At 32.5% G+C, this 26,201-nt stretch carries 22 protein-coding genes, 1 pseudogene and 1 riboswitch; of the genes and pseudogenes, 9 read left to right on the forward strand and 14 right to left on the reverse strand.

Translation table 11 applies throughout. From position 1 onward, the window contains the following. Positions 1-156 precede the first annotated feature (156 nt). On the reverse strand, positions 157-1,785 hold the full coding sequence (locus EP747_RS06150; protein WP_129689005.1) for a glycoside hydrolase family 13 protein: 1,629 nt from the start codon (positions 1,783-1,785) through the stop codon (positions 157-159). A gap of 450 nt (positions 1,786-2,235) precedes the next feature. On the opposite strand from EP747_RS06150, the gene EP747_RS06155 reads away from it, so the two are divergent. Further along, the gene (locus EP747_RS06155) at positions 2,236-3,132 is read left to right on the forward strand and encodes a L,D-transpeptidase family protein (protein ID WP_235832779.1); all 897 of its coding nucleotides are present in this window, start codon (positions 2,236-2,238) and stop codon (positions 3,130-3,132) included. Between the two features lie 40 nt (positions 3,133-3,172). Here the strand turns inward: EP747_RS06155 and EP747_RS06160 are convergent, their stop codons facing one another. Further along, the gene (locus tag EP747_RS06160; protein WP_097978693.1) at positions 3,173-4,210 is read right to left on the reverse strand and encodes a M42 family metallopeptidase; all 1,038 of its coding nucleotides are present in this window, start codon (positions 4,208-4,210) and stop codon (positions 3,173-3,175) included. A 171-nt stretch (positions 4,211-4,381) separates the two neighbouring features. Between EP747_RS06160 and EP747_RS06165 the strand changes: the two genes are divergently transcribed. Further along, complete coding sequence (locus EP747_RS06165; protein ID WP_129689007.1) at positions 4,382-4,939, forward strand: hypothetical protein; 558 nt, start codon at positions 4,382-4,384, stop codon at positions 4,937-4,939. Positions 4,940-5,128: 189 nt separating this feature from the next. Here the strand turns inward: EP747_RS06165 and EP747_RS06170 are convergent, their stop codons facing one another. After that, on the reverse strand, positions 5,129-5,398 hold the full coding sequence (locus EP747_RS06170; RefSeq protein ID WP_165346885.1) for a UPF0158 family protein: 270 nt from the start codon (positions 5,396-5,398) through the stop codon (positions 5,129-5,131). Between the two features lie 119 nt (positions 5,399-5,517). Here EP747_RS06170 and EP747_RS06175 point away from each other — a divergent pair, with 119 nt between their 5' ends. Continuing rightward, positions 5,518-6,714, forward strand: coding sequence for an FAD-dependent monooxygenase (locus EP747_RS06175; protein WP_129689009.1), 1,197 nt, complete (start codon positions 5,518-5,520; stop codon positions 6,712-6,714). 331 nt (positions 6,715-7,045) lie between these two features. On the opposite strand, the gene EP747_RS06180 is transcribed toward EP747_RS06175, so the two are convergent. Continuing rightward, positions 7,046-7,444, reverse strand: a complete 399-nt coding sequence (locus tag EP747_RS06180) for a hypothetical protein (RefSeq protein ID WP_129689010.1) — start codon at positions 7,442-7,444, stop codon at positions 7,046-7,048. Positions 7,445-7,709: 265 nt separating this feature from the next. Between EP747_RS06180 and EP747_RS06185 the strand changes: the two genes are divergently transcribed. After that, a complete protein-coding gene (locus tag EP747_RS06185) occupies positions 7,710-8,750 on the forward strand; it encodes a glycoside hydrolase family 5 protein (protein ID WP_165346887.1) in 1,041 nt (346 codons plus the stop codon). A gap of 342 nt (positions 8,751-9,092) precedes the next feature. Continuing rightward, positions 9,093-9,218 carry a GapA-binding peptide SR1P gene (locus EP747_RS06190; protein ID WP_129689012.1) on the forward strand — a complete coding sequence of 42 codons (126 nt, stop codon included), beginning with the start codon at positions 9,093-9,095 and terminating at the stop codon, positions 9,216-9,218. A gap of 142 nt (positions 9,219-9,360) precedes the next feature. Here the strand turns inward: EP747_RS06190 and EP747_RS06195 are convergent, their stop codons facing one another. Continuing rightward, positions 9,361-9,813, reverse strand: coding sequence for an NUDIX hydrolase (locus tag EP747_RS06195; RefSeq protein WP_129689013.1), 453 nt, complete (start codon positions 9,811-9,813; stop codon positions 9,361-9,363). A 268-nt stretch (positions 9,814-10,081) separates the two neighbouring features. Between EP747_RS06195 and EP747_RS06200 the strand changes: the two genes are divergently transcribed. Then, a complete protein-coding gene (locus EP747_RS06200; protein ID WP_129689014.1) occupies positions 10,082-10,504 on the forward strand; it encodes a VOC family protein in 423 nt (140 codons plus the stop codon). A gap of 226 nt (positions 10,505-10,730) precedes the next feature. On the opposite strand, the gene EP747_RS06205 is transcribed toward EP747_RS06200, so the two are convergent. Beyond that, positions 10,731-12,131, reverse strand: coding sequence for a PQQ-dependent sugar dehydrogenase (locus EP747_RS06205; protein WP_129689015.1), 1,401 nt, complete (start codon positions 12,129-12,131; stop codon positions 10,731-10,733). Between the two features lie 186 nt (positions 12,132-12,317). On the opposite strand from EP747_RS06205, the pseudogene EP747_RS06210 reads away from it, so the two are divergent. Together EP747_RS06210 and EP747_RS06215 are read left to right on the forward strand one after the other, a co-directional pair. Beyond that, positions 12,318-12,643 (forward strand): annotated as a pseudogene (locus EP747_RS06210) (YnfA family protein). Between the two features lie 123 nt (positions 12,644-12,766). After that, positions 12,767-13,141 carry an enoyl-CoA hydratase gene (locus EP747_RS06215; protein ID WP_129689016.1) on the forward strand — a complete coding sequence of 125 codons (375 nt, stop codon included), beginning with the start codon at positions 12,767-12,769 and terminating at the stop codon, positions 13,139-13,141. 233 nt (positions 13,142-13,374) lie between these two features. On the opposite strand, the gene EP747_RS06220 is transcribed toward EP747_RS06215, so the two are convergent. After that, positions 13,375-13,647 (reverse strand): hypothetical protein, encoded by a 273-nt coding sequence (locus EP747_RS06220; protein ID WP_129689017.1) that lies wholly within the window; start codon positions 13,645-13,647, stop codon positions 13,375-13,377. A 148-nt stretch (positions 13,648-13,795) separates the two neighbouring features. Next, entirely contained in the window at positions 13,796-15,313 is a 1,518-nt protein-coding gene (adh, locus tag EP747_RS06225; protein WP_129689018.1) for an aldehyde dehydrogenase, read from the reverse strand. A gap of 163 nt (positions 15,314-15,476) precedes the next feature. Here adh and EP747_RS06230 point away from each other — a divergent pair, with 163 nt between their 5' ends. Beyond that, the gene (locus EP747_RS06230) at positions 15,477-16,295 is read left to right on the forward strand and encodes a YitT family protein (RefSeq protein WP_129689019.1); all 819 of its coding nucleotides are present in this window, start codon (positions 15,477-15,479) and stop codon (positions 16,293-16,295) included. A 199-nt stretch (positions 16,296-16,494) separates the two neighbouring features. Here the strand turns inward: EP747_RS06230 and abc-f are convergent, their stop codons facing one another. The 6 genes from abc-f to EP747_RS06260 all read right to left on the reverse strand — a co-directional run bounded on the left by abc-f (position 16,495) and on the right by EP747_RS06260 (position 26,165). Next, positions 16,495-18,327: a ribosomal protection-like ABC-F family protein gene (gene abc-f / locus EP747_RS06235; RefSeq protein ID WP_129689020.1), complete on the reverse strand. Its 1,833-nt coding sequence runs from the start codon at positions 18,325-18,327 to the stop codon at positions 16,495-16,497. A gap of 401 nt (positions 18,328-18,728) precedes the next feature. After that, entirely contained in the window at positions 18,729-19,223 is a 495-nt protein-coding gene (locus EP747_RS06240) for an acyl-CoA thioesterase (protein WP_129689021.1), read from the reverse strand. 16 nt (positions 19,224-19,239) lie between these two features. Then, the gene (gene metE / locus EP747_RS06245; protein WP_129689022.1) at positions 19,240-21,528 is read right to left on the reverse strand and encodes a 5-methyltetrahydropteroyltriglutamate--homocysteine S-methyltransferase; all 2,289 of its coding nucleotides are present in this window, start codon (positions 21,526-21,528) and stop codon (positions 19,240-19,242) included. 146 nt (positions 21,529-21,674) lie between these two features. Continuing rightward, positions 21,675-21,874: riboswitch (cobalamin riboswitch) on the reverse strand. A 269-nt stretch (positions 21,875-22,143) separates the two neighbouring features. Beyond that, on the reverse strand, positions 22,144-23,532 hold the full coding sequence (locus tag EP747_RS06250) for an amino acid permease (RefSeq protein ID WP_129689023.1): 1,389 nt from the start codon (positions 23,530-23,532) through the stop codon (positions 22,144-22,146). 128 nt (positions 23,533-23,660) lie between these two features. Continuing rightward, on the reverse strand, positions 23,661-25,016 hold the full coding sequence (gene brnQ / locus EP747_RS06255) for a branched-chain amino acid transport system II carrier protein (protein ID WP_129689024.1): 1,356 nt from the start codon (positions 25,014-25,016) through the stop codon (positions 23,661-23,663). Positions 25,017-25,403: 387 nt separating this feature from the next. Next, positions 25,404-26,165, reverse strand: a complete 762-nt coding sequence (locus EP747_RS06260) for a TSUP family transporter (RefSeq protein ID WP_419179273.1) — start codon at positions 26,163-26,165, stop codon at positions 25,404-25,406. Positions 26,166-26,201 lie beyond the last annotated feature (36 nt).

Consider the following 26,201-nt stretch of genomic DNA (forward strand, 5'->3'; position numbering starts at 1 on the left):
GGGTTCATAATCATTATGAAATTTTGTGATGCTTCACAGTTTAAATTTCTTACAATCATCATGTTAACCTACCTCCTTCTTATTTGATATTCTTATCATATACGAGTGGACTTTAAAATGTCAAACTATTTTTAATAAATTTATAATTTAATTTTTTTATTTAATTTTATAAACAATTGCTTCATACGGTCTTAAGCTACTATTCACACCCGTTAAACTCGAATCTTTATAATTACTTAAAAGTATACTTACTTCATCATAGCGATCACTATAACTAAATTTTGATTCCTCATTTGTAAAGTTAGCTACAATTAATAATTTTTCATCATTATACTGCCTTATATAAGCAAATACTTTTTCATCATTTTCAGCAAGCATTTCAAAAGAACCATAAACAATTGCAGGATTTTCTTTTCGCAATTGGATTAACTGGCGATAATGATGGAAAATTGAATCTGGATCGTTTATCGATTGTTCAACATTTATTTTAGTAAAATTCGGATTTACTGTTAACCAAGGGTTTCCTTTTGTAAAACCTCCATGCTTTTCTCCGTTCCATTGCATTGGAGTACGTGCATTATCTCTACCTTTTTTATAAATCGATTCCATTATGTCTTCATGCTTGTATCCTTTTGAAATACGGTCATTATACATATTTTTCGTTTCAATATCGTCATATTCATCAATGCTTTCAAATCGAATATTTGTCATTCCAATTTCTTCACCTTGATAAATATAAGGTGTACCTTGCATTAAATGAAGGATTGTAGCAAGCATTTTCGCACTTTCAATACGATATTCTTTATCATTACCCCATCTAGAAACAATTCGTGGTAAATCATGATTGTTCCAGAACAAGCTATTCCAAGCCTTTCCATCAAGCTGAGTTTGCCACTTATTAAAAACTTCTTTTAGCTCTAACAAATTCAAAGGCTTTAAATCCCATTTTTCTTTACCTTCTTGTTGATCAAGACCGATATGCTCAAATTGAAAGATCATACTTAATTCATTTCTAGCAGGATCTGAATAAAGCTTTGCAATTTCTGGAGTTGCTCCCCAAGTTTCACCAACAGTTAGTACATCGTGATTTCCAAAAGTTTTTTTATTCATCTCTTGCAAGTATTCATGTAGCTTTGGACCATTTGCTGTAATCTCTTGATCAGGAATCTTCCCAATTAAATCTATTACATCCATACGGAACCCACCAATTCCTTTATCAAGCCAAAAGTTCATCATATTATATACTTCTTCGTGGACTTTTGGATTCTTCCAGTTTAAATCAGGCTGCCTTTTACTAAATAAATGCAAGAAATATTGTCCAGTTTGTTCATCATATTCCCAAGCACTGCCACTGAATACAGAAGGAAGGTCATTTGGTTCACTTCCATTCACAGGATCTCTCCAAACATAATAGTCTCTATATGGGTTATCTTTGCTCTTTCGAGATTCAATGAACCACGGATGCTCATCAGATGTATGGTTCACGACTAAATCCATTACGATTTTAATCCCTCGATTATTCGCTTCAGAAATTAATTCATCCATATCATTCATCGTACCGAACTCTTCCATAATGTCACAATAATCACTAATATCGTAACCATTATCATCATTAGGAGATTTATATACAGGACTCAACCAAATAACATCTATTCCTAAAAGCTTTAAATAATCAAGCTTTTCGATTATTCCTTTTAAATCACCGATTCCATCAGCGTTACTATCCATAAAACTTCTAGGATATATTTGATAAACTACACTATTATGCCACCATTTTTTCTCCATTTAAATTGCCTCCTAGCTTATGTAAAATCTTAAAAACTAAAAAAATTTAATTGTGATTTCTTCTAAATTCATCAATATGGTACGTGAAATTTCAAATCATTCAAACCCTTTTACTAAAACTATGCAATCGTGTGCATGTTTTTGCAGTAAAAGTTCCCTAGTTTTAAAAATCATTTATTCATACACCCTATTTAACCGCTTACATTTTCTATTTTAACAAGATTGTTCACTAATGCAAACATTTACATTTTTCATCATAGATTTATATTCATAATGTTTAAAAATCCAAAAGACTTACCAATCCATTTTTAATACTAAATATCTAAATCTTTTCCAGTTTTCCCATTAATCTATTTTTTTCTTAATTTGAAATTTTTATTAGATAGGACAAGCGATCCTTTCATAATATATAAGGCTATGTATTTTCTATATATTGTTGGGGGGAAAATTTTGATCAAGCGCTGGTTTCTTTTTTTCTTAGTACTACTTTTATTTTTTAGCACTTCTTTTGTTCAGTCTTTCGCCGCAGAAACAAAACCTGTTTCGCAATTTATCATTATTAATAAGTCGATTAATAGATTAGCTTTTTATGAGAATGGTAAATTGGTAAAAGTTTTTAAAGTTGCAACCGGTAAGAGTCAGGATCTAACTCCTGAAGGAAAGTTTAAAATCGTCGTTAAAATTGTTAATCGTCCTTATTATAAGGAGAATATTCCTGGTGGTGATCCAAAAAACCCGCTTGGTAATAGGTGGTTAGGTTTAAATGCTAGAGGAACATGGGGTACAACCTATGCAATCCACGGGAATAATAATCCAAGTTCTATTGGAACTTATGCTAGTCATGGATGTGTACGCATGTATGATGAAGAAGTAGAATGGTTATTTGATCGTGTTCAAAAAGGGGCTACTGTTTTAATCACTTCATCAAACCTGTCGTTTCAAGACATCGCCGTTGCAAATCATTTATTTGATGAAGATTCAGGAAGTGTAGTTGTAACAAAACCAACGGATATTCCTACTAGTTTAAAACTCGGAAGTGTAGGTTCAGAGGTTGAATGGCTGCAGAATACATTAACAAAATTAGGTTACTCTACAAACGGCGTCGATGGCTACTTTGCTGAAGGAACAGATCAAGCAGTAAGAGCATTTCAACAAGATAATGGATTAACTAGTGATGGAGTTGTTGGTGCTGGTACAAAAAAATTATTATTAGACAAACTCCAAGAAAAAAAACGTGAGTCAGTCTCTGCTTATTTTTATACATTTACGTTAAAGAAAAATGTAAAAACAAATGGTGAGGACCGATTTGATAGTCAATTAAACGGGGTTCAAAAATTAAATTATTAATCTAAAAAAGCTGTTGATTTACAACAGCTTTTTTACATTATTACTTTGTTAAATATAAGTACAATAATTTCATTGTATTTTCCATCGCACTATAATGCGTTCTTTCCATACCATGAGAAGCATGAACACCTGGTCCAATTAACGCGCCACGAATATCTTGTCCTCCGCGTAAAGCAGCAACTGTATCAGACCCGTACATCGGATAAATATCTACTGCATAGCTAAGCTCATTTTCTTTTGCTAAGTTTACTAAATCGGTTGTCATATTGTAATCATATGGTCCACCAGAGTCTTTTGCACAAATCGAGACATCGTATTCAGTACAGCTTAAATCATCTCCTATACAACCCATATCAACTGAAATTAATTCAGTAATATCAGATGGGATATAAGAAGAGCCATGTCCAACTTCTTCATATGTTGAAATGAATAATTTTGTTGTATATGTAGGTACAATTTTTTCCCTTTTAAATAATTCAAGTAAGCCAATTAAACATGCTACACTTGCTTTATCATCAATAAATCTTGATTTTATAAATCCGCTTTCAGTAATTGTCGTTTTCGGGTCGAAGAAAATAAAGTCTCCTGGGCTAATTCCAAGATTTAATACATCCTCTTTTGACTTAACGCATTCATCAATACGAACTTCCATGTTTTCTGGATCGCGTTTTTTTGTTTTACTATCTTCAAATACGTGAATTGATGGACTTGTCGATAAAAATGTACCTGTATATATTTTTCCTTCACGCGTTCTAATTTGGCAATATTCACTATCAAGAGTTGGTACGATTGGTCCACCAATAATTGTAAATTTCAAAGTACCTTTACTTGTAATTGATCGAACCATTGCCCCTAATGTATCAACATGTGCTGATAATCCGATGACTTGCTCATTGCTTTTACCAGGAATAGTGATTACGCCACAACCTTTATTAGTCGTTTCAAAATCATACCCTAAACTATTTGTCCAAGACTGAATTAACTCCATAATTTCAAAACAAAAACCACTTGGGCTATTAAACTCTAGTAATTGTTTAGCAGTTTGTATCACATATTCTTTGTCAATTTTAATATTCATAGATTTTCCCCTTTAATTTTGAAATTTTCATGCAATTCTCAACGTATTTATCATACATTTATTTGTATTTGTTATCAATAATTCATAATCCTACCTTAACATGTTTGGCGTATTGCTATTTGATTATTCTCATATAAATGATGTATATCGTACATTAAATGAGGTGAAAATGTGTATTTTTTCAAACCGATTACTGAAGAAATCCGGTTGTTTCAACTAAAATTTACTAAACAAAATAAAACTAAGAAATTTATTTTAGCTTCTATTTTTGCTTGTATTGCTGCACTCTTTCAAGCTACAGGTGGCCTATTACCTGGTATAGGATTATTTTTAAGTCCACTCGCCACTGCACCTATTCTATTATGTTCGATGTTTTCCATTACAGATGGAATAAAGTCCTATTTTCTAACAATCATGTTATTATTCATATTACAGCCAACTGAACTGATTGTCTTTCCTTTTACAACAGGATTATTGGGACTTGGGTTAGGCTTGGCTTTTCACTTTTTTAAAAAGAGATTATCGATCATTGCGACTGGAGCGACTCTTTTAATGCTAGGTATTATGAGTCTATTATTTCTTTTCCACTTTCCAGTCTTAGGGCCGGGATTTTCTGATTCTTTTTCCTTCTTTACAGTTCTAATTATTTTATTATTTTCTTTCCTTTATTGCTGGTTATGGGTTGAAATTACTTTAATTATTTTTAGAAGATTGGCTCTGTTGAATTAACTAACGATCTAATTAGATAATCTTGGGGAATTGTTAAACTAAACTGGCATTTAGTTCAAACTAATTACATAAGAAAACGTTAAAAATCCCTTCAGCGAAATCTGAACGGATTCATTTTATTTTTTGATTTGACTTAAGCTACCTGTAAATCAAACACCACAAATCGCTAAACCCTTCATTTTTATCTTTCTAATCTATGTACTCGATATCATTATTTTGACACCATTCGATCGCTAAGTCTTTATAGCATCTGTCACGATAACTATACCAATCCATTTCAATATTAAATTCGATAACTGCATCTTTAAATCTTCTAAATGCGCCTTTTCCTTCGATTGTTATCAGTAATATGTTTTGTATTTTCACATCTTTAATTGTTAAACAAAAGTCTTTAACCATTTTATATTCATCAATTTCATATTTTGAAGGTAATTCTTTAAAGTCCTCAAAATTTCCCACAATTTCATTGCACCCCTGAATCATTGTTGTAATTTCACGAAAGTACATAAGTAAAAAAACAGTGAATATATTGTTGTTATGTTGTTTAAATTTTTTTGATTAGGAGTGATTAAATAATTATGAAGCAAACGATGCGTGTTCTTATTTCCGGAGCGAGCATTGCAGGGCCAGCACTTGCTTACTGGCTTGATCGCTTTGGTTTCGAGGTGACTGTAGTAGAAAGAGCTCCCGCTTTACGCCCAGGGGGATTTGCTGTCGATATCCGTGGTGCTGCAATTTCTGTTCTTGATCGAATGGGTATTCTTGATCAAGTTCGTTCATTAGATACTCATATGACTGGAGTTTACTTCGTGAACGATAAAGGTAAAATTAAAGGTCAAATAAGTGAAGCAAGTATAGGTAATCAGCAAGGAATGGATATTGAAATTATGCGTGAAAATCTTAGTAACATTTTGTTCGATTTGACCAAGGATAAAGTTACATATATTTGGGGCGATTCAATTACCTCTATACATGAGTCTATGACAGGGGTAGAAGTTCAATTTATGTATGCGAAACCAGATACATTTGATTTAATAATAGGGGCTGATGGAATCCATTCCAACGTTCGTACGTTGAAATTTGGTGACGAAGATCAGTTTAAACATACTCTCGGATGTTATATCTCGATTTTTGAATTCGAGAATTATCTTAATCTCGACCATTCTCAAATGCTTTATACGGTTCCAGGTAAAACTGTTGGAATGTATAGCGCAAATGATAACAAGGAAGCAAAGGGCATGTTAGTGTTCCAATCCGAGCCACTTAAGTACGACCGTTATAATATGGAAGAACAAAAGAATCTTATTAAAAATGCTTTTGAAGAACTTAAAGGTTGGGAAACACCAAACTTGCTCAAAAAATTGAATGAAGCTACAGATTTTTACTTTGATGAGATTTGTCAGATTCACATGCCAACCTGGTCAAATGGTCGAATTACTTTAGTAGGTGATGCGGCTTATTGTCCATCTCCCCTTTCAGGTCAAGGTACTAGCCTGGCTCTTGTCGGAGCATATGTACTTGCAGGAGAGCTGAAAGCTGCTAATGGTGATTACAACAAGTCCTTTATTTCCTATGAAAAAGAGATGAGAAATTTTGTTGAAAAAAACCAAAAAATAGGGCTTTTAACTGCTGGAGGAATGATTGAAAAATCAAACTTTAAAATTTTACTACGCAATGCAATGTTACGTTTTCCCATCTTAATGAATGGAATGTTTAAAATGATTACGAAAATGATAGCTAAAGCTGCCAACGAGATTGAACTGAAAGATTATTAAACTATTTTATTAATATTAATCATAAGGCTAGTTCAATAAAAGAATAAACGCTCAGAGTAAATTCTGAGCGTTGGTACGTTTAATTAATATCAAAATTTTTCTGAAGTACCTCTAATGTAAATTATCAACTTACATATTAACAACATTCCCTACATATTGATCACTGCCAAGCGAATTAACAAATTCCACTACTAATACCTAATTTCCTTTTTCTGTTGGGAATTGAAATTCTCTTTAGTCGCATATTGTTATGCACCTAAACTGCCATTTACTGCAACATTCTATGAAACTAGTTGAACAAAGGGTTTTTATAATGAAAAAACTTAACAATTTAATATAAAGAAATATCTTCCTTAATTTTAAATTTAAGTTTTCCATCTTCATCAATAGATTTTATTGTAATTAATATATTTCCAGAATAGCCACCTTCAAAATACCCAATAACTGTTTCTGTATGTAATTTACCTTTATTGTCTTTATACTGAAGTCTCATTGAACTCTCTCCAACATCCTTAGAGGGATTTACGTTTAGTTTATAGTCATTTTGTGAAGCAATTTTAGGTATCTTTATATCAGATTTACGATTATCATAGGTCAAATATATTCCCGTTACCTCTTTATTTGTTAGATTTTTTATTTTAATATCAAATCCACTTTGAAAAAGAAAATAACCTTTTATCCCTACTATCCCCGTTATTAAAATCGCTATTACAACTAAGATTTTTTTCATTCTTATCCCCTAATGGTTAAAATTAGAACTTTTTAACATTTCCATTTCATTAAATTATAACATTCTTTATTCAACTCTCCTGCCATTTAGTGCATAAAAAGAAGCCTTTAATCAAATTATGATTAACTGGAATCAAACTTCCATTCACTTTGGTGAGCCTTTGGAAAAACTATTACTATATTCATTCTTTTTCAATAAATCATAGAATAATATTAAAGTTCTAAAAATAAATTTTACAGAGATTAATTAGATGAGGGGGGAAATTTTGAAAATAGTAAAAAGAGCAATTTTAATAGTAGTATGCATTTTTGCATCCATTATTTTACTGATTGCTTCTTCTTTCGCTTTTTTAAATCTTTTAAAAATCAACGTTAATAAACCTACTTCACCACTGTCAGCTGGAATACGGGGTGTGAATTGGGCGGATGAGCGTGACAATTTTGTTGATGGCGTCATTTATGTAAGTGGACTGACCAAAAATGATACATATGATTCTGCCAAAGTAGTTGGCCGACAAATTATCGGGCAGATGTTCGACAAAACTGGTGCTAACACAGTCAGACTTCCCATTAATGAAGCTACAGTCGCAAATTATTGGAGTAATTATACAGGGGCCATTGATGCTGCGTTAGAGAGAGGGAAAGTAATTTTTTGCTATTGGCCACCGAAAAATGGAAAACCTGAAGATTTCAAAAAATATTTTAGCATGTGGAAAACTGTTATCCAAAAGTATGGAAACAACCCAAACTGTTATTTTGAACCTATTAATGAGCCCTACGGCTATAATACAAAAGATTTACGTAATCTCTATCATGATTGGCTAACAAGATTCAATGTTCCGAAGAAAAATGTAATTCTTGATGGAATTGGATTGGCCGCTCTCTATATTAATCCACTAGGTGATGACAAACGACTTGACGGAACAATGCTTGCCGTACACTGCTATGCGTTTTATGCAGGATATGTACATATTAATTCCCTTACAGAAACAGGATGGTCCAATATTTTAACAATTGAAATTGGAAAATACTCCGATCGTGCCATCATTACCGAATGGGGAGCACCAATGAAAAGCGGCTTGGATTATTCGGTAAAAAAGAACAAGAATGACATTAACTATGTTCGTGCAATGAGCAAAAAAATTAATACGATCGGTGCCGGAAGTGTTTATTGGCCGGGCTTGCGTGACGGGGATTCTTATAGTTTGATGGAGAAAAAAGTCATCAACAAACAAATCACTCTTAAAGTTACTAATCCAACCGGTCTTGAAAAATTGCAAGAATCCTGGGGTATGCCTATTCACTAAAATTATTCGAAAGAAGATGACCCCTTGAAGCTTGTTGAGGGGTCATTCTCAATTAAGATGACCTTTCATTAAGATAATCTATAATCGCTTGCTTTAATGAAATAATATAAAAATTGTTATTAGTTTCTCAAGGCCTAAATTGATCCCAGAAACATAATCAAACGGTTCTATTTTTCGTTTTTTTTTTAAACCTAGAAAAAATTTTTTTAAGTCAATTCCTGCTTAAAAACCTTGCTATTTCAACGTTTTTTAGACCGGGACAATTCGCGTCCACAGGGTGGGTAAAGTCCCTGGAGAAATAGTGATTCGAACGTGTTATAGTGGGTTTAGGAGGTGTTTCTAATGCAAATTTTAATCTGTAAAGAATGCGAAGAAACTATTGAGTACGCGGAGTATAAAAAAGTTGTGAAAATCTATTCAACTTGCGAAAACTGTAAAAATGAAACAGCAACTTCAACTGCAAAATAACATAGAACAAAAAAGCTAATTTTGTAATCAAGACCTTAAATAAGAATACTTAATTTTTAAGGGTTAAACAAAATATAATATATTATTGAAAATGAAAAAAAGGATCTTACAAAAGGATCCTTTTTTATCTATATACTGAAGTTCAATAGTTAGAATCCTTAAACGAATTTAAAATAGGAAGTTCGGGTGGATTAATTTCTGATGGAAGGTCATGAAAACTAAAAAAGCCTAACTCGAGCACTTCGCTTTCTTCTTTCTCTAATTGACCTGTATATTCAGTACATATATAAGTCGCAATTACATTATATACCTCATCTCCATGAGGATATTTATAATAAAACTCTTTTCCAGAAAAAATATTAAAAAACTCAAGGTTTAATGCTGTTAAACCAGTTTCTTCCTTCAATTCTCTTTTAGCCACTTCTTCTAAATTTTCTCCCAACTCTAATGATCCACCAGGTAATCCCCAAGTCTTATTATCTTTTCTTAATTGTAATAATACTCTTTTTTGTGAATCTAGTAGTATAACATTTGCACCTGCCATTAAGATAGGTCGGCTACCTACAACTTTTCTTAAATCCATAATATATCCCATTGATTTCTCCCCACTATAAGATGATAATGTTTAATTCAACTGTATCAAACAATTCCATTTTATACCACTTAACTGTCATTTACTCCCAAAAAACTAGCTGCAAGTCTTAAAATATACTTGTTCTCTTTATAACTTATAACCAACCAAGCAATGTTAATAAAAGGAATATTTTACCAATTAAATTACATATATATATTCTAGTTGTTTTAACTTTAAACAACAAAAGAAGGTTTAGATCAATCTATCTTTGTTAAAAGGAGAAAAGTGAATGAGGTTGAATCATTTAAATTTATGTGTTGATGATTTATCAGAAGCTAGACAATTCTTTGAAACATTTTTTGATTTTAAATTTTTAGAACAAAAAGGAAAAGCTCTTGTAGTGTTAAGTGATGAGCATGGATTTATTCTCGTGTTAAGTGATCCAAAGGCATTTAAGAGGCAAATGGAAATTAGATACCCTGAAGCTTTTCATGTAGGTTTTTTAGTGGAAACGTCAAGTGAAGTAGATCAACAGTATGCTCGTTTAATAGCTGGGGGCATCCAAATAGAAAAAGAACCTTATCCCATGAGAGGTAATAGTTATGGCTTTTATTTCACAACGTTTAATAATTTATTGATTGAAGTTTCTTGCCTTGACGATAGAAATGGCATGGTAAAAAAAATTCAAAAACTTAATGACACTCAATCTTAAGTAATTTTTAATGATAGATACAAGCTTCTTCTTTTAGGAAGCTTGTATTTATACTTTTTGTTATGTCAATAGATAACGAGAACACTTAACTTTGGCAATCAGTCTTTTATATTTAAGCAAGGACTAATTTTATTTGAAAACACCAATTATCAGCTTAATAAAACAACCACTGGAGTGTATAATTACCTCCGTGATTGTTTATAAACTCATATAAGTTAATTAAAAGTCACGGTACAATTTCAAAAATCGTACCCATGTTTAAATCCGTCACTTTCATAGAACCGTAAACCGCTAAATAGAGTTTTGTTTGATTTAGATTCGTTCCCAAACCTACATAATAGGCCGGTTTAGAACCAAAATCATAATCTGTTTGTATGACACTGAAATCACTTTGTTTACCATCTGGCCTTAATTTCGTATAAGCCAAAACTCCTTTAACCTGTGCATGAGATCCCTTTTGTACCAAATCGGTAAACACAACGCCACCAGTTAAACTAGGTATTTCATTTCCCATATATGACTGGACTCCTGTATGTGCAGTTCCTTCAAATTTATCTGGTCTTGGATCTTTATGAAAATAACTAGTTAAAGGTTGAAGACGGCTCGCTGAAAGCGTTACTGATTGATCGTAATAAGCGATTGTTTTCTCATCTAAATCTGGATTTTCGGTGCATCCTTTTATTGTCGAAGTAGGAAAAGCACCTTCCCAACCTCTCCAACCGAAGTTAATAAATCCTTCCATCTCAGATTCAGAATTCATGTGGACTAACTGAGAGACTGGTATTGGTTTATAATGAACAAATGAAAAAAGCGACTCGACTAAATCCTGACCGACATTTCCAACATATTTAATATATTGATTATAAAATCTTTGATATGAAATACCTGTTATATTACGAACCCCTTTAGCTATTACTGTGAGTGTTTCTTGAATACTTGTTGGAAGTTCATTAAAACGAGTGACAATAGGTGGATTATTGCCGTTTATGTTTTTATCTACATCAATTTCAATTATTTTACCCGCAATTTCCAAATTTTCTTGGCTTAGGTTAAACGGATCATAGCCTGATCCACCATCTCCTGTTGTTAAAACAAGTTTACTTGTTTCGGGTGAAAAATTTAAGGTGTTAAGTCCATTATGATTCAAGAAGGGTCTTCTGATGTTCAATAATGTCCGTCGTTTTTGAGGCTGACCACTTGATTGTAGAACCCATTCTTCAACTGTATCAATATGGTCATATTGAGTTTCCCTATTTAGCCATTTCAAATTTAATGTTTTGGGATCACAGGGATTAGGTTTAAAAGAGTTAGAAAGAGCACCTGGCCCCTGAGAACCAGCTACTGAATAATGAAGATAAAACTGCCCATTATGATAAAAATTAGGATGAAATGCTAACCCAAGCAATCCGCGTTCATCATAGCCTCCAGACTCACCTAATTTTAATACCCGAGGGCGAATATCTAAAAAAGTCCTGATTTCTCCATTTCCTATGTAAAAGAGCTCTCCTACCTGTGTTGCAATAAATAATCTTTCAACTGAATCACCTGGAAGAATAGTTGTTTTCATAACGGTTGGTAAATTAATCTTACTAACTACAGGACGTAAATTAACTTTAACTTTTAACAACTAACAAGACACCTCCTTTATATTATTTTCTTCTATAAAATTATGATGGGAATAGTTCTATTAGTACCGAAATTCATTTCAAATAGAATGATAGTTTCTTTAAGTCTTTATTGTTAAAATAAGGGGCATATACCTGTACATTTGTTTTCATCAATTTGTCTTTTTAGTAGAAAGGAAGAAGTAACTTTGATAACTGCAATATTTATTTTTTTATTAGCCGGTTTAGCTGAAATTGGCGGAGGATACCTTATATGGTTATGGCTAAGAGAAGGTCAATCTGCTTATTTAGGATTAATCGGAGGCATTATTTTGGCAGTTTATGGTGTCATTCAACGTTCCAAATTTTTCCATCATTTGGTAGAGTTTACGCTGCCTATGGAGGCGTATTTATCGTTCTTTCAATTTTATGGGGCTGGGGTGTTGATAAAAAATCACCTGATTTATATGATTGGATCGGTGCAGTAATCTGTTTAATCGGTGTGTCTGTCATTTTATGGGCACCTCGTAATTAATACCCTTTCGTAATAATAGCAAATCGACAATTTAGCCGATTTTTTATTTAACGATTTTGAAGGATAGTACAATAAGAAATTGAACTATTTTATTAAGGCTTTTATTATTAAGGAGGGAATAAATTGTCATTACAAGTGGGCGATATTATTACATTTGAACGAACTTTTACGGTAGAAGACGTTGAATTGTTTACGAAGATTTCTGGTGATGCAGGCGCTCACCATATCACGCCTGATGAACAAGGAAGACTTGTCATTCAAGGTTTGTTGACTGCAACTTTACCAACTAAAATAGGTGGAGATCATAACGTACTAGCACGAACAGTAAATTTCGAATTTTTAAGACCAGTTTACTCAGGAGATACAATATCCTGTGAAGTTACAATTGAAAAATTTGAAAAAAAAGAGAATAGAATATCTATCATGTCATCCTTCATATGTACAAATCAGAATAAAAAACAAGTATTAAGTGGGAGCTTTGCAGGAGTAATATTATAACCCTCCTATATAAGGAAATGAATTTAATGGACCAAAATACGGCAGAAATGGCGAAGAACTTAAAAATTTTACATCTATTATTCTTTATAATAAATTATAAAACGAGTACACTGCAGTGGAAACTAGCATTCTTCTTTTCTAGCAACTAAATGTAGGATGCCCGGCAATGACCAAAGTCTCAGAACGCGAACATCCTACAGTTGACAACTTGGGCAAAAATCAAAATCACTCTATTAATTTTGATATAAAGACTGTAATGCCAAATGTTCTAAATCTTTTTTCACATATATATCATATTGAGTATTCTCATTAAATCTCCTACCACTAAAATTCATCGGTAATTTCGTCTTATACTCAATCCCATTCTTCTTCAATTTACCAATAATCTTAAAATAGTTTTGATAACCATTTGTAGTATAGATTAACTTCCACTTCCGGTTTAAATATAATTGAATGAAACTATACAGTACGATCATGATAAATACATAGATTGCTAGATATAACATATTTAGTCCCTCCAATTTATACTTTTTATTTAACATATTAAATGCCTACTAGTTTTTATGTATGGATTTTAGAAAATTATTAATTTAATTCATCCCTTCTATTTAAGTAAAAACACTCCAGTAAATGAATACTGGAGTGTAAAAGTATTTAAAAGAATCCTAGTTTACTCGGAGAATAACTAACTAGCAAATTCTTTGTATTTTGATAGTGGTCCAACATCATTTTATGCGTTTCACGACCTACTCCTGAATTTTTATACCCACCAAAAGCTGCATGTGCAGGATATGCGTGATAGCAGTTTACCCAAACTCGACCTGCTTCGATGTTGCGTCCGAATCGATAAGCAGTATCCATATCACGAGTCCAAACACCCGCTCCTAATCCATATAATGTATCATTTGCGATTTCCAATGCCTCTTCTTTTGTTTTAAATGTAGTAACCGAAACAACAGGACCAAATATTTCTTCTTGGAATACTCTCATTTTATTGTTCCCTTTAAAAATTGTAGGGTTTACATAAAAACCATCTTTCAATTCTCCATCAAGAACATTGCGACTACCACCAACTAAAACTTCTGCGCCTTCATTCTTACCAATTTCAAAATAAGATAAAATCTTATTCAATTGCTCATGCGAAGCTTGGGAACCGATCATTGTTTGAGGATCCAATGGATTTCCTTGTTTAATCGCTTTAACACGTTTTACCGCTCTATCCATAAATTCCTCATAGATTGATTCATGAATAAGCGCTCTTGAAGGACATGTACATACTTCTCCCTGATTTAAAGCAAACATCGTAAAGCCTTCAAGTGCTTTATCGAAAAACTCTTCATTGTCTACTACATCTTCAAAGAATATATTAGGAGATTTACCACCTAATTCTAATGTAACAGGAATTAAATTCTTTGAAGCATATTCCATAATTAGTCGGCCAGTTGAAGTTTCACCAGTAAATGCAATTTTCGCAATTCGATCACTTGAAGCTAATGGTTTACCTGCTTCAAGTCCAAATCCGTTTACAACGTTTACAACTCCAGGTGGCAATAAATCTTGAATTAGTTCCATTAAAACTAACACAGAAGTTGGCGTTTGCTCAGCCGGTTTTAGAACAACACAATTCCCTGCAGCAAGAGCTGGAGCAAGCTTCCATACAGCCATTAGTATAGGGAAGTTCCAAGGAATGATCTGACCAACAACCCCTAATGGCTCTTTATAATGATATGCAACTGTATCACCATCAAGTTCACCGAGTGATCCTTCTTGGGACCTGATACATCCAGCAAAATAACGGAAATGGTCTATTGCTAAAGGAATATCTGCAGCTAAAGTTTCACGAACAGGTTTACCATTTTCCCAAGTTTCAGCGACAGCAAGATATTCTTTATTCGCTTCCATACGATCAGCAATCTTATGTAATATATTTGCTCTCTCAGTTACTGATGTTCTCCCCCATTTACCTTTTGCACCATGTGCTGCATCAAGTGCTTTTTCGATATCTTCCGAAGTCGATCTAGCCACCTCACAAATGACTTGTCCAGTTACAGGCGATACATTTCCAAAATACTGTTCTCTTACTGGTCTTACCCATTCCCCACCAATAAAATTGTCATAACGATTTTTAAACGTAATTAATGAACCGGATTTTCCAGGTGTTGCAAATACCATAATGATTCCCCCTTAATAGCTTGTCTATATAAACTTATGAATTGGTATCTATAACTATGACTAATAATACATCTTTAATTTAATAGAAATATTTTGATTCAAAACGAATAATTAGATAGAATGATAGAAGTGTTAAAAATCTGTTAGAAAATGAGGGGTAACTGTGCGTAAAAACTTCGTAGATATTTTATATCTCCTTGTTGGATCAGCCATATTTGCAGTCGGTGTTAACTTCTTTGCAATACCGAATAAATTAGCTGAAGGTGGCTTTACCGGCATTACGATGATTACTTATTATCTATTTAACTGGTCACCTGATGTCGTATATTTTGTTTTAAATGCTTCCTTGTTAATAATTGGATATAAATATTTAAAGAAACAACTAATAATATATACAGTTATTTCCATAGTAGCGATTTCATTTTTCTTACGTATTACGGACGGTTATGGCGTACCAACAAGCGAAACTTTACTAGGTACTATTTTTGCTGGTGTTTTAATTGGACTAGGTTTAGGAATTGTCTTTCGTGCAGGTGGTACAACAGGTGGTTCCACGGTTCTAGCTCAAATGGTTCATCAATCCTTTGGGTGGAGTATTAGTAAATCATTACTATTGTTTGATTTAATTGTCGTTTTAGGTGGTTATTTTGTAATCGGCTTTGAGAAAACGTTATATACTGTCATTTCTATTTATATCGGTATTAAAGTTTTGGATTTTATTATGGAAGGGTTAAATCCTAAAAAAGCGATTACGATTATTTCCGATCAAGCGAATGAAATTGCACAAATCGTATCAAATGAAATGAATCGAGGAGTAACGATTTATCCTGCAAAAGGCCACTTCTCTGGCATAAGAAAAGAGTCCTTATACATTATTCTTAATAATAAAGAACTATTTGAACTAAAAAAAATAATTCACACAATCGACCCAAATGCGTTTGTCGTTATTCATGATGTAAATGATGTGTTGAAAGCAGGATAAAAGGTTTAGGTAAAGCAAAAAACAAATCGCGTTAAGTAATCAAACTTAAGTGATTTGTTTTTTTAATTTGTATTGGTTTCGCTTTTATGGTGACACATTATTTTCGGCAACTACTAAACAATGCTAATAAGTCATTGTTTGGTTTTATAAACATTCTAGGCGTTTTTTTAATTTTAAAGATTACACACAAAGCAATAACTTATATTGTTTTTCCTTTTATATCTACACTTAACCTTTCATTTATTCCATCTAGTTCCTTTTGTAATGTAACGATTTTTAAGATTTGAGCTTTCTTTTCTTCATCCGTATCTTTTTCTTCTGCATTCATTGCAGCTATTTCTAGTTGTAATTTAATTCGTTCATTTAATAAAGTTTGCTGATCGTTTGAGATGTTCTGTCTACCGTTCCATTCTGCAAAAGATCCTTTGAATTCATAAAGATTTCCATTTTCAATATGAATTACACGATTTGAGACCTTTTTTAGTAAATATGGGTCATGTGACACTACAACTACTGCTCCAGGATAGGCAGCTAATGCTTCTTCAATTCTTTCTCTCGTGTGAATATCTAAATAGTTTGTTGGCTCATCAAGCACTAGTAGATTAGCATCAGAAAAGTATAACTTTACGAAAGCAACTCTACATTTCTCACCCATGCTTAATTGAGCAATATTTTTGTAAACATCCTCTCTTCTAAAAAGGAAACAGGCTAAAATTGTTCTGGCTTCTGTTTCAGTCATATTTGGAAGTGATAAAATTTCATTTAAAATTGTTGATTCCTCATTTAAAGCTTCAAGTTCCTGCATAAAGTAACCTATTTTTAATTGAGGGTTATGTCGTACAGATCCATTATTAGGAGTCATTAATCCTGTTAATAATTTCAAAAATGTAGATTTTCCAGAGCCATTTTTTCCGATTACAGCTAATCGATCTTCTCGATTTAGAATAAAATCAACCTGGTTAAATAACGATTTTTCATCATATGAAAAATCAACTTTTTCAAATGTAATCATTTGTTTAGCTGAAAATGAATCATTTTCAAAGCTTGCTGAAATTGTTTTAGTTTCTTTTGGTTTTTCTACTTTTCTTTTCTCTAATCGTTCTAAATCCTTTTCTTTTGATTTAAACCTTAATGCGTTTTTTGCCGCTTGTTTCTTAGCAAAAGGGTCACGTTCACTAGCCGCATTATGAGAGCTTGTAAACCATTGTTTATATTGATTAATTGTTTCAATGAGTTTTTTCTTTTCCGCTTCTTGTTTCTCATATTGTGCTTGTTGAGTTTTTCGCTCATGTTCTTTTTGTATTTTGTATGTTGAATAGCCACCATTATACTTAGATGTACCAATATCCGTTAATTCTACAGTAACAGTCGCAACATCATCAATGAATTGTCGTTCATGAGAAATAAAAAGTACACTACCTTTAAAGTTTTGTAACCATTCCGTTAACCATTGAATTGACTCAGTGTCTAAATGATTTGTTGGTTCATCCAAAATTAACAGTTTTGGTTCCTTCATCATGATTTTTGCTAATTTGACTTTTGTTTTTTGTCCTCCACTTAAGTGACTGAATGGGATATTCCATAACTCCTGCGGTAATTGAAATTTCTTTAAAACTTGATCTATTTTTGTTTCCCAATCATAGCAATCTAATTCTAAATATTTACTTAAACTCTCGTTATATTTAGCAAGATTTTGTTCGTTAGACAAATCAAGTAAATACTTTTCTAAATTCTTTTTGATAAGATATCGCTCTTGATCAAATGATTCGATCACTTCCCTTGCTGAAAAGTTTTCCTGATTCTCTTCATCGGTTAAAAGCCATCCAATTTCATCTTTTGAATAGTGGATTTGCAGCATTCCTTTTTTCAATGGGATATTACCTAAAAGGGCATTAATAAATGTTGACTTTCCAACTCCATTTTCACCAATTAATGCTACCCTTTCACCTTCTTTTATGTCTAAGTTTCCATTTTTAAAAATTGTTTTTCCATTTAATTCTATTTCTATATTCGATGCTTTTATAATAAACATATACTTCACTCCATCCGATTTTAAAATATCACTCTGCTTAAAAATTCAATCGTTAACCAGAGAAAATAAAAAACACACAAGCAGTATCTGCCTGTGTGTAAATTGGATGTGATTTAATAAGCCGTGTATATATAAATATATACGTTAGAATATATTTCAAATGAAATGTAATAGTAAATAAACCATGTATTTAAGACAATGGATTAATTTAATATTAGTATAGGCTCATAAATAGACATAGTTATCCAATTTCTCTGATTTCAGGCAGAGTACTTTTTTGCTATAAAATTCGTTAGCTTAAAAAGTTATCGGATATTGTACATAGTGTCTAAATTTGATGCCTCCTTAAAAATATTAATTTAATCTTAGCTTACTTTTAGTATGAATTCAATGGTTTCTTTTTATTCTTTCCAAATTAATGCCAATTCCTTACTCAATTTCTTTCTTAATTGGCGACTTTCTAATCGTTTAAATGCTAATTGCTGTAATTTAATTTCTTCCTCAGTTTCTGGTATTACCTCTACTACTTTATGTGGTTTTCCATCTTTTAGTGCAACAAATGTTACGAAACATGTTGCAGCAACTCTTTTTTCACCTGAAAGTAGGTCTTCGGCAGTAGCTCGAACAAATACTTCCATTGAGCTTGAGCCTGTTAAGATCACGAACGATTCATAATATATGCAGTCACTTTCGCGAACTGGGCATAAAAATTCTACTGAATCCATCGATGCGGTTACACATTCCATTCTCGAATGCTTTGTAGCTGAAATGGAGGCAATTAAGTCCATTGCGGCAAGCATTTTTCCTCCGAATAATGTACCATGGTTATTTAAATCAGTTGGAAATATTCTACTACTATCAAATACTCTGGATTCTTTTACATATCTACCATTCATCGATTTCACCCTATCATTAAATAATTGAATAATATTTTTCTCGAACTTTTTTCGCAGATTTTACCATATTTGATAAGGCATCTATTACCTCAGTTTCATTACGCGTCTTTAAACCACAGTCTGGATTAACCCAAAATCTATTTGCATCACACACTTTTAATGAACTAATAATATTTTCTTCCATTTCTTCAACCGACGGTACCCTCGGACTATGAATATCATACACGCCTAAACCAATTCCAAATGGATAAGGCGACTCAGATAAATAAGTAGAAAATTCTTGATGACTTCTTGCATGTTCAATTGAAATAACATCCGCATCTAAATCAATAATTGTGTCCATAATATCGCTAAAGTTGCTATAACACATATGAGTATGTATTTGCGTTTCATTACGGACTCTTGATGTAGCTAAACGAAATGCTCTAGTTACCCAATGTAAATATTGATTCCAATCTTTTTGCTTCAAAGGTAAACCTTCTCGAATTGCAGGTTCATCAACTTGAATAATTGAAATGCCAGCAGCTTCAAGCGCTTTTACTTCTTTACGTAAAGCTAATGCAATTTCATTTGCTATTTCCTCTCTTGTACGATCCTCACGAACAAACGACCAATTTAATATTGTAACTGGACCCGTTAACATTCCTTTGACTGGTTTAGTTGTGATACTTTGTGCATACTCAGTTTCATTTACAGTAATTGGCTTTGTAAATTCCACTTTACTAAAAATAATCGGGGGTTTAACGCATCGTGATCCATAAGATTGAACCCATGCTTTTTTTGTAAATGCAAATCCCTCTAGTTTCTCACCAAAATATTCAACCATATCCGTACGCTCATACTCACCATGTACTAATACATCCATTTCAATATTTTCTTGAATTTCAATCCATTCTTTAATTTTCAATTTAATTTGATTCATATATTCTGAATCATCGATCGTTCCTTTTCGCCATTGCTGTCTTATTTGTTTAATTTCCTTCGTTTGAGGGAAGCTTCCAATTGTAGTCGTTGGTAAAATCGGTAAATTCATTACTTTATTTTGTAATGGATATCTTAAATGAAATGGTACTGGTCTTCTAAAATCTTCTTCATTAATGGATTCCAATTCATTACGGGTTGAGTGATTTTTTTCGCTAAGCTGTTTTAAATTTACTAAACAATTACTCGCATATTTAACTTCATTATCAAACATGCTCGCTTTGTTTATTAATAAACTTTTTAGTATAACTAACTCTTCTAATTTTTCATCGGCAAACGATAATGCCTCGAATAATGTTTCATTTAATAAATTCTCTTCAATTTTTGTAACTGGTACATGAAGCAAACTACAAGATGGTTGAATCCACCATTCCTTTGGACTTACTTCTTTTTTGAGAGAATTTAAAAAATCAATGGAATCATTTAAATCATTTCTCCAAATATTACGTCCATTAAGTATTCCTACGCCTAGTACTTTGTCATTTGGAAATCCGAACTCATGTATTGACTTTAAATTTCCATCTTTACCGTGAACAAAATCAAGACCAATGCCCGCTACTGGGAATGAAATTAGTTCTTTATATTGTTCAACTGCTTCAAAGTAAGTTTGAAGCATTATTGATAATGAAGGTACAGCTTTTGCAATTTTGTCATAGACTTCTTTCATAAAACGAATATCTTTGTTTGATTCTTCTAGCACAAAACATGGTTCATCAATTTGTACCCACTCAACACCTTCATTCTCAAGCTCTTTAAGCATTTGAATATAAAGGTTTACTAGATTATTAATTATGTTGCGTTTTTCTTCTTCTTGGTAACCTTTTGCTAACTGTACAAATGTATAGATTCCTAGAATGACAGGTTTCGTTTTTATACCAAGCTCAAGTAGTGCCTCTTTGTATGCTTCTAATGGCTTATTGAATAGTAATCTTGATTGCTTGTCTTTTTGATATTCAGGAACGATATAGTGATAGTTTGTATTAAACCATTTCGTCATTTCGCAAGCTACAATGTTTTTACTACCTCTTGCTAATGCAAAATATGTATCTAGACTTGGTCTTTCATTTATTTCACCAAATCGGCTAGGAATCCAACCAAACATAGTAGCAAAATCTAGCACATGATCATAAAACGTAAAATCATTTACAGGGACTAGCTCCACACCTAAATCATGCTGTTTCTTTATTGAGCTTAATCTCAGTGATTTCATTTCTTTTTCAAATTCTTCTTGATTAATTTTCTTTTGCCAAAAGCTTTCTAACGTTTTTTTCCATTCACGATTTTCACCAATTCTCGGATATCCTAGATTACTTATATGTACCACTTTTTCCCTCTCCTTTTAACTAAAATAAAAAAGCATTTTTATCTCATAAGAGACAAAAATGCCTTTAAGTTGGAAAACATAAATAATTAGAATACGTTAACTTAAGCTTTCTTTCCATAAGGCACCTCCCTATCTCTCGTAGGTCAAACAGCGTCGTTAGAATAGGCAGGTCTCCTGACTTAAGAATCTTTGTAAATAAAAGCCTTCCTTATATTAATAAGTGGCATCTTCTTATTTACTCCTCTATTACAGTGGCGGGACCGTGTTGGAATTTAACCAAACTTCCCTTTTAAGTAAATGATTTCAAACTTTGAACTTCATTTACACCTATTCCCTACTATTTAGTTTTCATCATTTTGTCATAAAATGCAAAAATAGTCAAAATATTTATTATTTATTTTCCGTACTTTTTTAAAAAAATTTTTATTTTAAGTTAAATAAATACTATCGATTTAGTTATTCAGGCAATAAAAAAAATGCGTTCGTATTATAAAATCATCCAGTTTAATTACTGTTTGATAGAATAATACGAACGCATTGATTGTTGAAAAAATTTATATTTTTATTGAATACCTATAGTCAAAGGAACATCTTACCTTCAAACTAAGTGATTTATCAGTTAGCTACTTCTTCATCTGCTTGAGCATCTAATGGAACACGTTTTCCAATACCGAAAGCATAAAAACAAATGACAAGGATTGCCAAGAAAATTATCCCTACAATAAGTGAGATACGTGTGTCATCATTAAACCACATACCGATTAATACCAAAACTAAATAGGCTAACGTTAAGTAGTTAGTAAATGGCGCAAAAGGCATTTTAAAAGGATGATTCTTAATTTCATCTCCCTTTACTTTTCTGAAACGAATATGACTAATTAGAATGACAAACCACGGGATCATCCCAGGAAGTACGCTTGCACTGTATACATACACGAATAAGTTTTTTGGTGCAATAAAATTTAAAATAACGCCGATTACTAAACCAACTAGTACACCAATCGTACCAAATAAAGGCACTCCGTTATTTGAGATTTTTGTAAAATATTTTGGTGCTTGTCCATTTATACCTAATGTATAAAGCATGCGTCCTGCACTATATATACCACTGTTACAGCCAGACAATGCAGCAGTGATTACTACAAAGTTAATAATTCCAGCTGCAGCTGTAATACCAAATTTTGCAAAAGTTACAACAAACGGGCTACCAATTGAATTTAGTTGATCCCAAGGGAAAACTGTTACAATTACAAAAATAGCACCAATATAGAAGATTAATATACGCCAAATAAGACTTTGAATCGCTTCTTTTAATGTTTTTTTCGGATTTTCTGCTTCTCCAGCTGTAATACCAATTAATTCAACGCCTTGATAAGCTCCAACAACTAGTGAAAGTGCAAAGAAGAAACCTGACCAACCACCTGTAAAGAAGCCGCCATTTTTCCAAAGGTTAGATATTCCAATCGCATTTCCTCCGTTTCCTAAGCCGAAGAAAATAAGACCAAAGCCCGCAACAATCATCAATAAAATCGTAACGACTTTAATCATTGCAAACCAAAATTCAAATTCACCAAATGATTTAACGGAAATTAAATTTGCTGCACCTAGAATCCCAATTGCAATAATTCCTGGTATCCAAGCTGGTAGGTCTGGAAACCAGTACTTCATATATGCCCCAACTGCTATAATTTCTGACATTCCAACAATTACCCACTGGAACCAGTTACTCCAAGCAGTCATATACCCTGCTAAAGGGTGTATATATTTATGGCCAAATGTCGCAAATGAACCTGTACTTGGCTCAACGTATAACATTTCCCCCATTGCACGCATAATGAAGAAGATAAAAATCCCCGAAATTGCATAAGCAAGCATTACTGATGGGCCTGTCCAATGAATTGTACTCGTCGAACCCATAAATAAACCTACACCGATTGTACCGCCTAATGCAATCATCTGAATATGGCGCGCTTTCAATCCTTTTTTCAATTCCTTTTGTGCCATTCTATTTCCTCCCTTTTCTGATGAAACAAGTGTCACTTTTTGAATCAATCTTAAAAACTTCTCCCCTAAAACCATTACTAACTTATTAAGAAAATTTACAGTTAAAAAGCTTCTTAATTCCCCTAAAATTAACTTATCTTTCGAATTGAACTAGGAATATCTTCCTTATTTTTCTTACGTAAAATACTAATAAAATAACCAATAAAACCACCAATAATAGCTGGAAATATCCAACCTAAACCTAAACTATACAACGGGAGGTACTTAGTGAAGAAATGATGAATTACTTCAATTTGTATTCCAGCTGAGTTTAATCCATCAAATAGACTCACAATAAAAGTTAAGATCAAACTGCCTTGATATACTTCTGACCTACCTTTAAATGTATAGTGTAAGAATGTTAAGAAAATTAAGGATATAGCGATAGGATATAGTGTCATTAATACAGGAATTGAAACTTTAATTAACTGTGTTAAACCTATATTTGCTATAAGTGTACTAAATACAGTCATAATGATCGCAATTTTTTTGTAAGAAATGGCTGGAAACAATTCATGAAAAAAAGTAGAACAAGCAGTGATTAGACCTACACTCGTAGTCAAACATGCCACTGTAATCATTAAACCTAATAATATTGCCCCATAAGAACCAAAATAATAGTCTGAAACTTTCGCTAAAACTTCAGCTCCATTATCTAATCGACCAAGTTTCTCAACACTTGAAGCGCCCATATAAGAAAGAGCAGAATAGATTATTGCTAAAAGTGAAGCAGCTATTGCTGTTGACTTTCCACAAACGATCATTAGCTGTTTTTTAGTAGTAACTCCTTTTCCTTTAATTGCGTTTACAATAATAATTCCAAAAACAAATGCTACAAGAGCATCCATTGTTAAATAACCTTCTTGAAAACCTTTAAAAAACACATTTGCTGTGTAACCTTTAAATGGCTCTTGAAATCTTCCAATTGGATGAACAATAGCGATAACAACAAGCAATCCGATAAACGTTAATTTAATAGGCGTTAGAAATTTTCCAACTACATCAATAATCTTTGTAGGATTAAGTGATAACAAGCATGTAACTGTGAAAAATAAGATTGTAAATATGATTAATGCACCAGGACTTGCATCATTTGATAAAAAGGGTTTAACACCAATTTCAAACGATACATTCCCTGATCTAGGGATAGCAAAAAAAGGACCAATTGCTAGATAGAGAACCGTAGTAAATACAATACCAAACAACGGATGTACACGTCTAGCTAAAGATTGCAAATTTTTTTCACCCGAAAAAACAAAAGCTGTAACACCTAACAATGGTAATCCAACGCCAGTAACTAAAAAACCTGCATTGGCTATCCATACGTTTTTTCCGGCTAACTGTCCAAGTATGGGTGGGAAAATTAGATTTCCTGCTCCAAAAAACAGTGCAAATAACATAAAACCTAGAATGATTATAAAAGTATTAGGTACTTTTGGTGACATAAACAACAACTCCGATTAATAATTTGTATAAAGTTCCCAATTGGACTAATTTTCAGACCAAACAATCTTACCTCACATTTTCATCAAATTCAATAAAATTATACTATAATAAGATATTGTTTCTTCGCGTGATTATATTTTGTCACAATTTTTTCAAATTTATAGAACCCAATTCAGTCGATTCTCTTTAGATTTGTTGCTTGTAGGGCAGTTAAGTTGGGATTTACGAGAAATATTAGTCACAAAAAAAGCACCCAAGTCGATAAACTGGGGTGCTTTTTCATGCTGTTGAAAAAAGAATTTGTCAATAAAATTGTTGGATTGATCATTGATAAGTAAGTTGTCTCATATTAATTTCCACATTTTGGAAGAACAGTTTTTTAAAAATTATTGAATAAAGTCATAAATATTCTTTACTAGTAATAAACAGGTTACTGTAATGAACAACGCACGAACATAACCGCTTCCTTTTTTTATCGCAAATTTCGATCCACAAATCGCACCGGCAATTTGTGCAATTCCCATTATTATTCCATAAGTGTAGTTTACTTGTCCTAAAAACATAAACATTAACAATCCAGCAATATTACTACTAAAGTTTAAAAATTTTGCATTACCTGCAGCCTTTAAAAAATCAAAACCAATCAACAAAAAAGCAAATATTAAAAATGATCCTGTTCCAGGTCCGATGAACCCATCATAGAAGCCAATCGCAAATATCGTAACTAAAAAAATAATGAAATGATAAAAGGATAACTTTTTTGGTGTTGAAATACTTCCCCAATCTTTCTTGAAAATAGTAAATATTGCTACTGCTCCGAGCATAATTAACATCAATGGCTTAAGCAATTCAGGGTTTAGCAAATGTACAGTGTATGCACCCAATAATGAGCCAACAAATGAGAGTGGAAAAAATCTAGACACTGATTTTAAATCAAGTTTACCAGAACGATAAAACATGTATGTACTTGTAAGAGAGCCAATTGTCGATGCTAGTTTGTTGGTAGCTACTGCCGCAGCAGGATTCAGCCCAGTGAATAGTAATGCAGGTAGTGTTATCAACCCACCACCCCCAACAACAGAATCAATAAATGACGCTAAAAATCCAAAACAAATTAAAATAATTAATAACGATGAGTCTAAATGCATTTCAATCAACCTCTCCATATAGTCACTACTGAAATA

The organism is Gottfriedia acidiceleris, from assembly GCF_004138285.1.
GTDB classification, from domain to species: Bacteria; Bacillota; Bacilli; order Bacillales; family Bacillaceae_G; genus Gottfriedia; species Gottfriedia acidiceleris_A.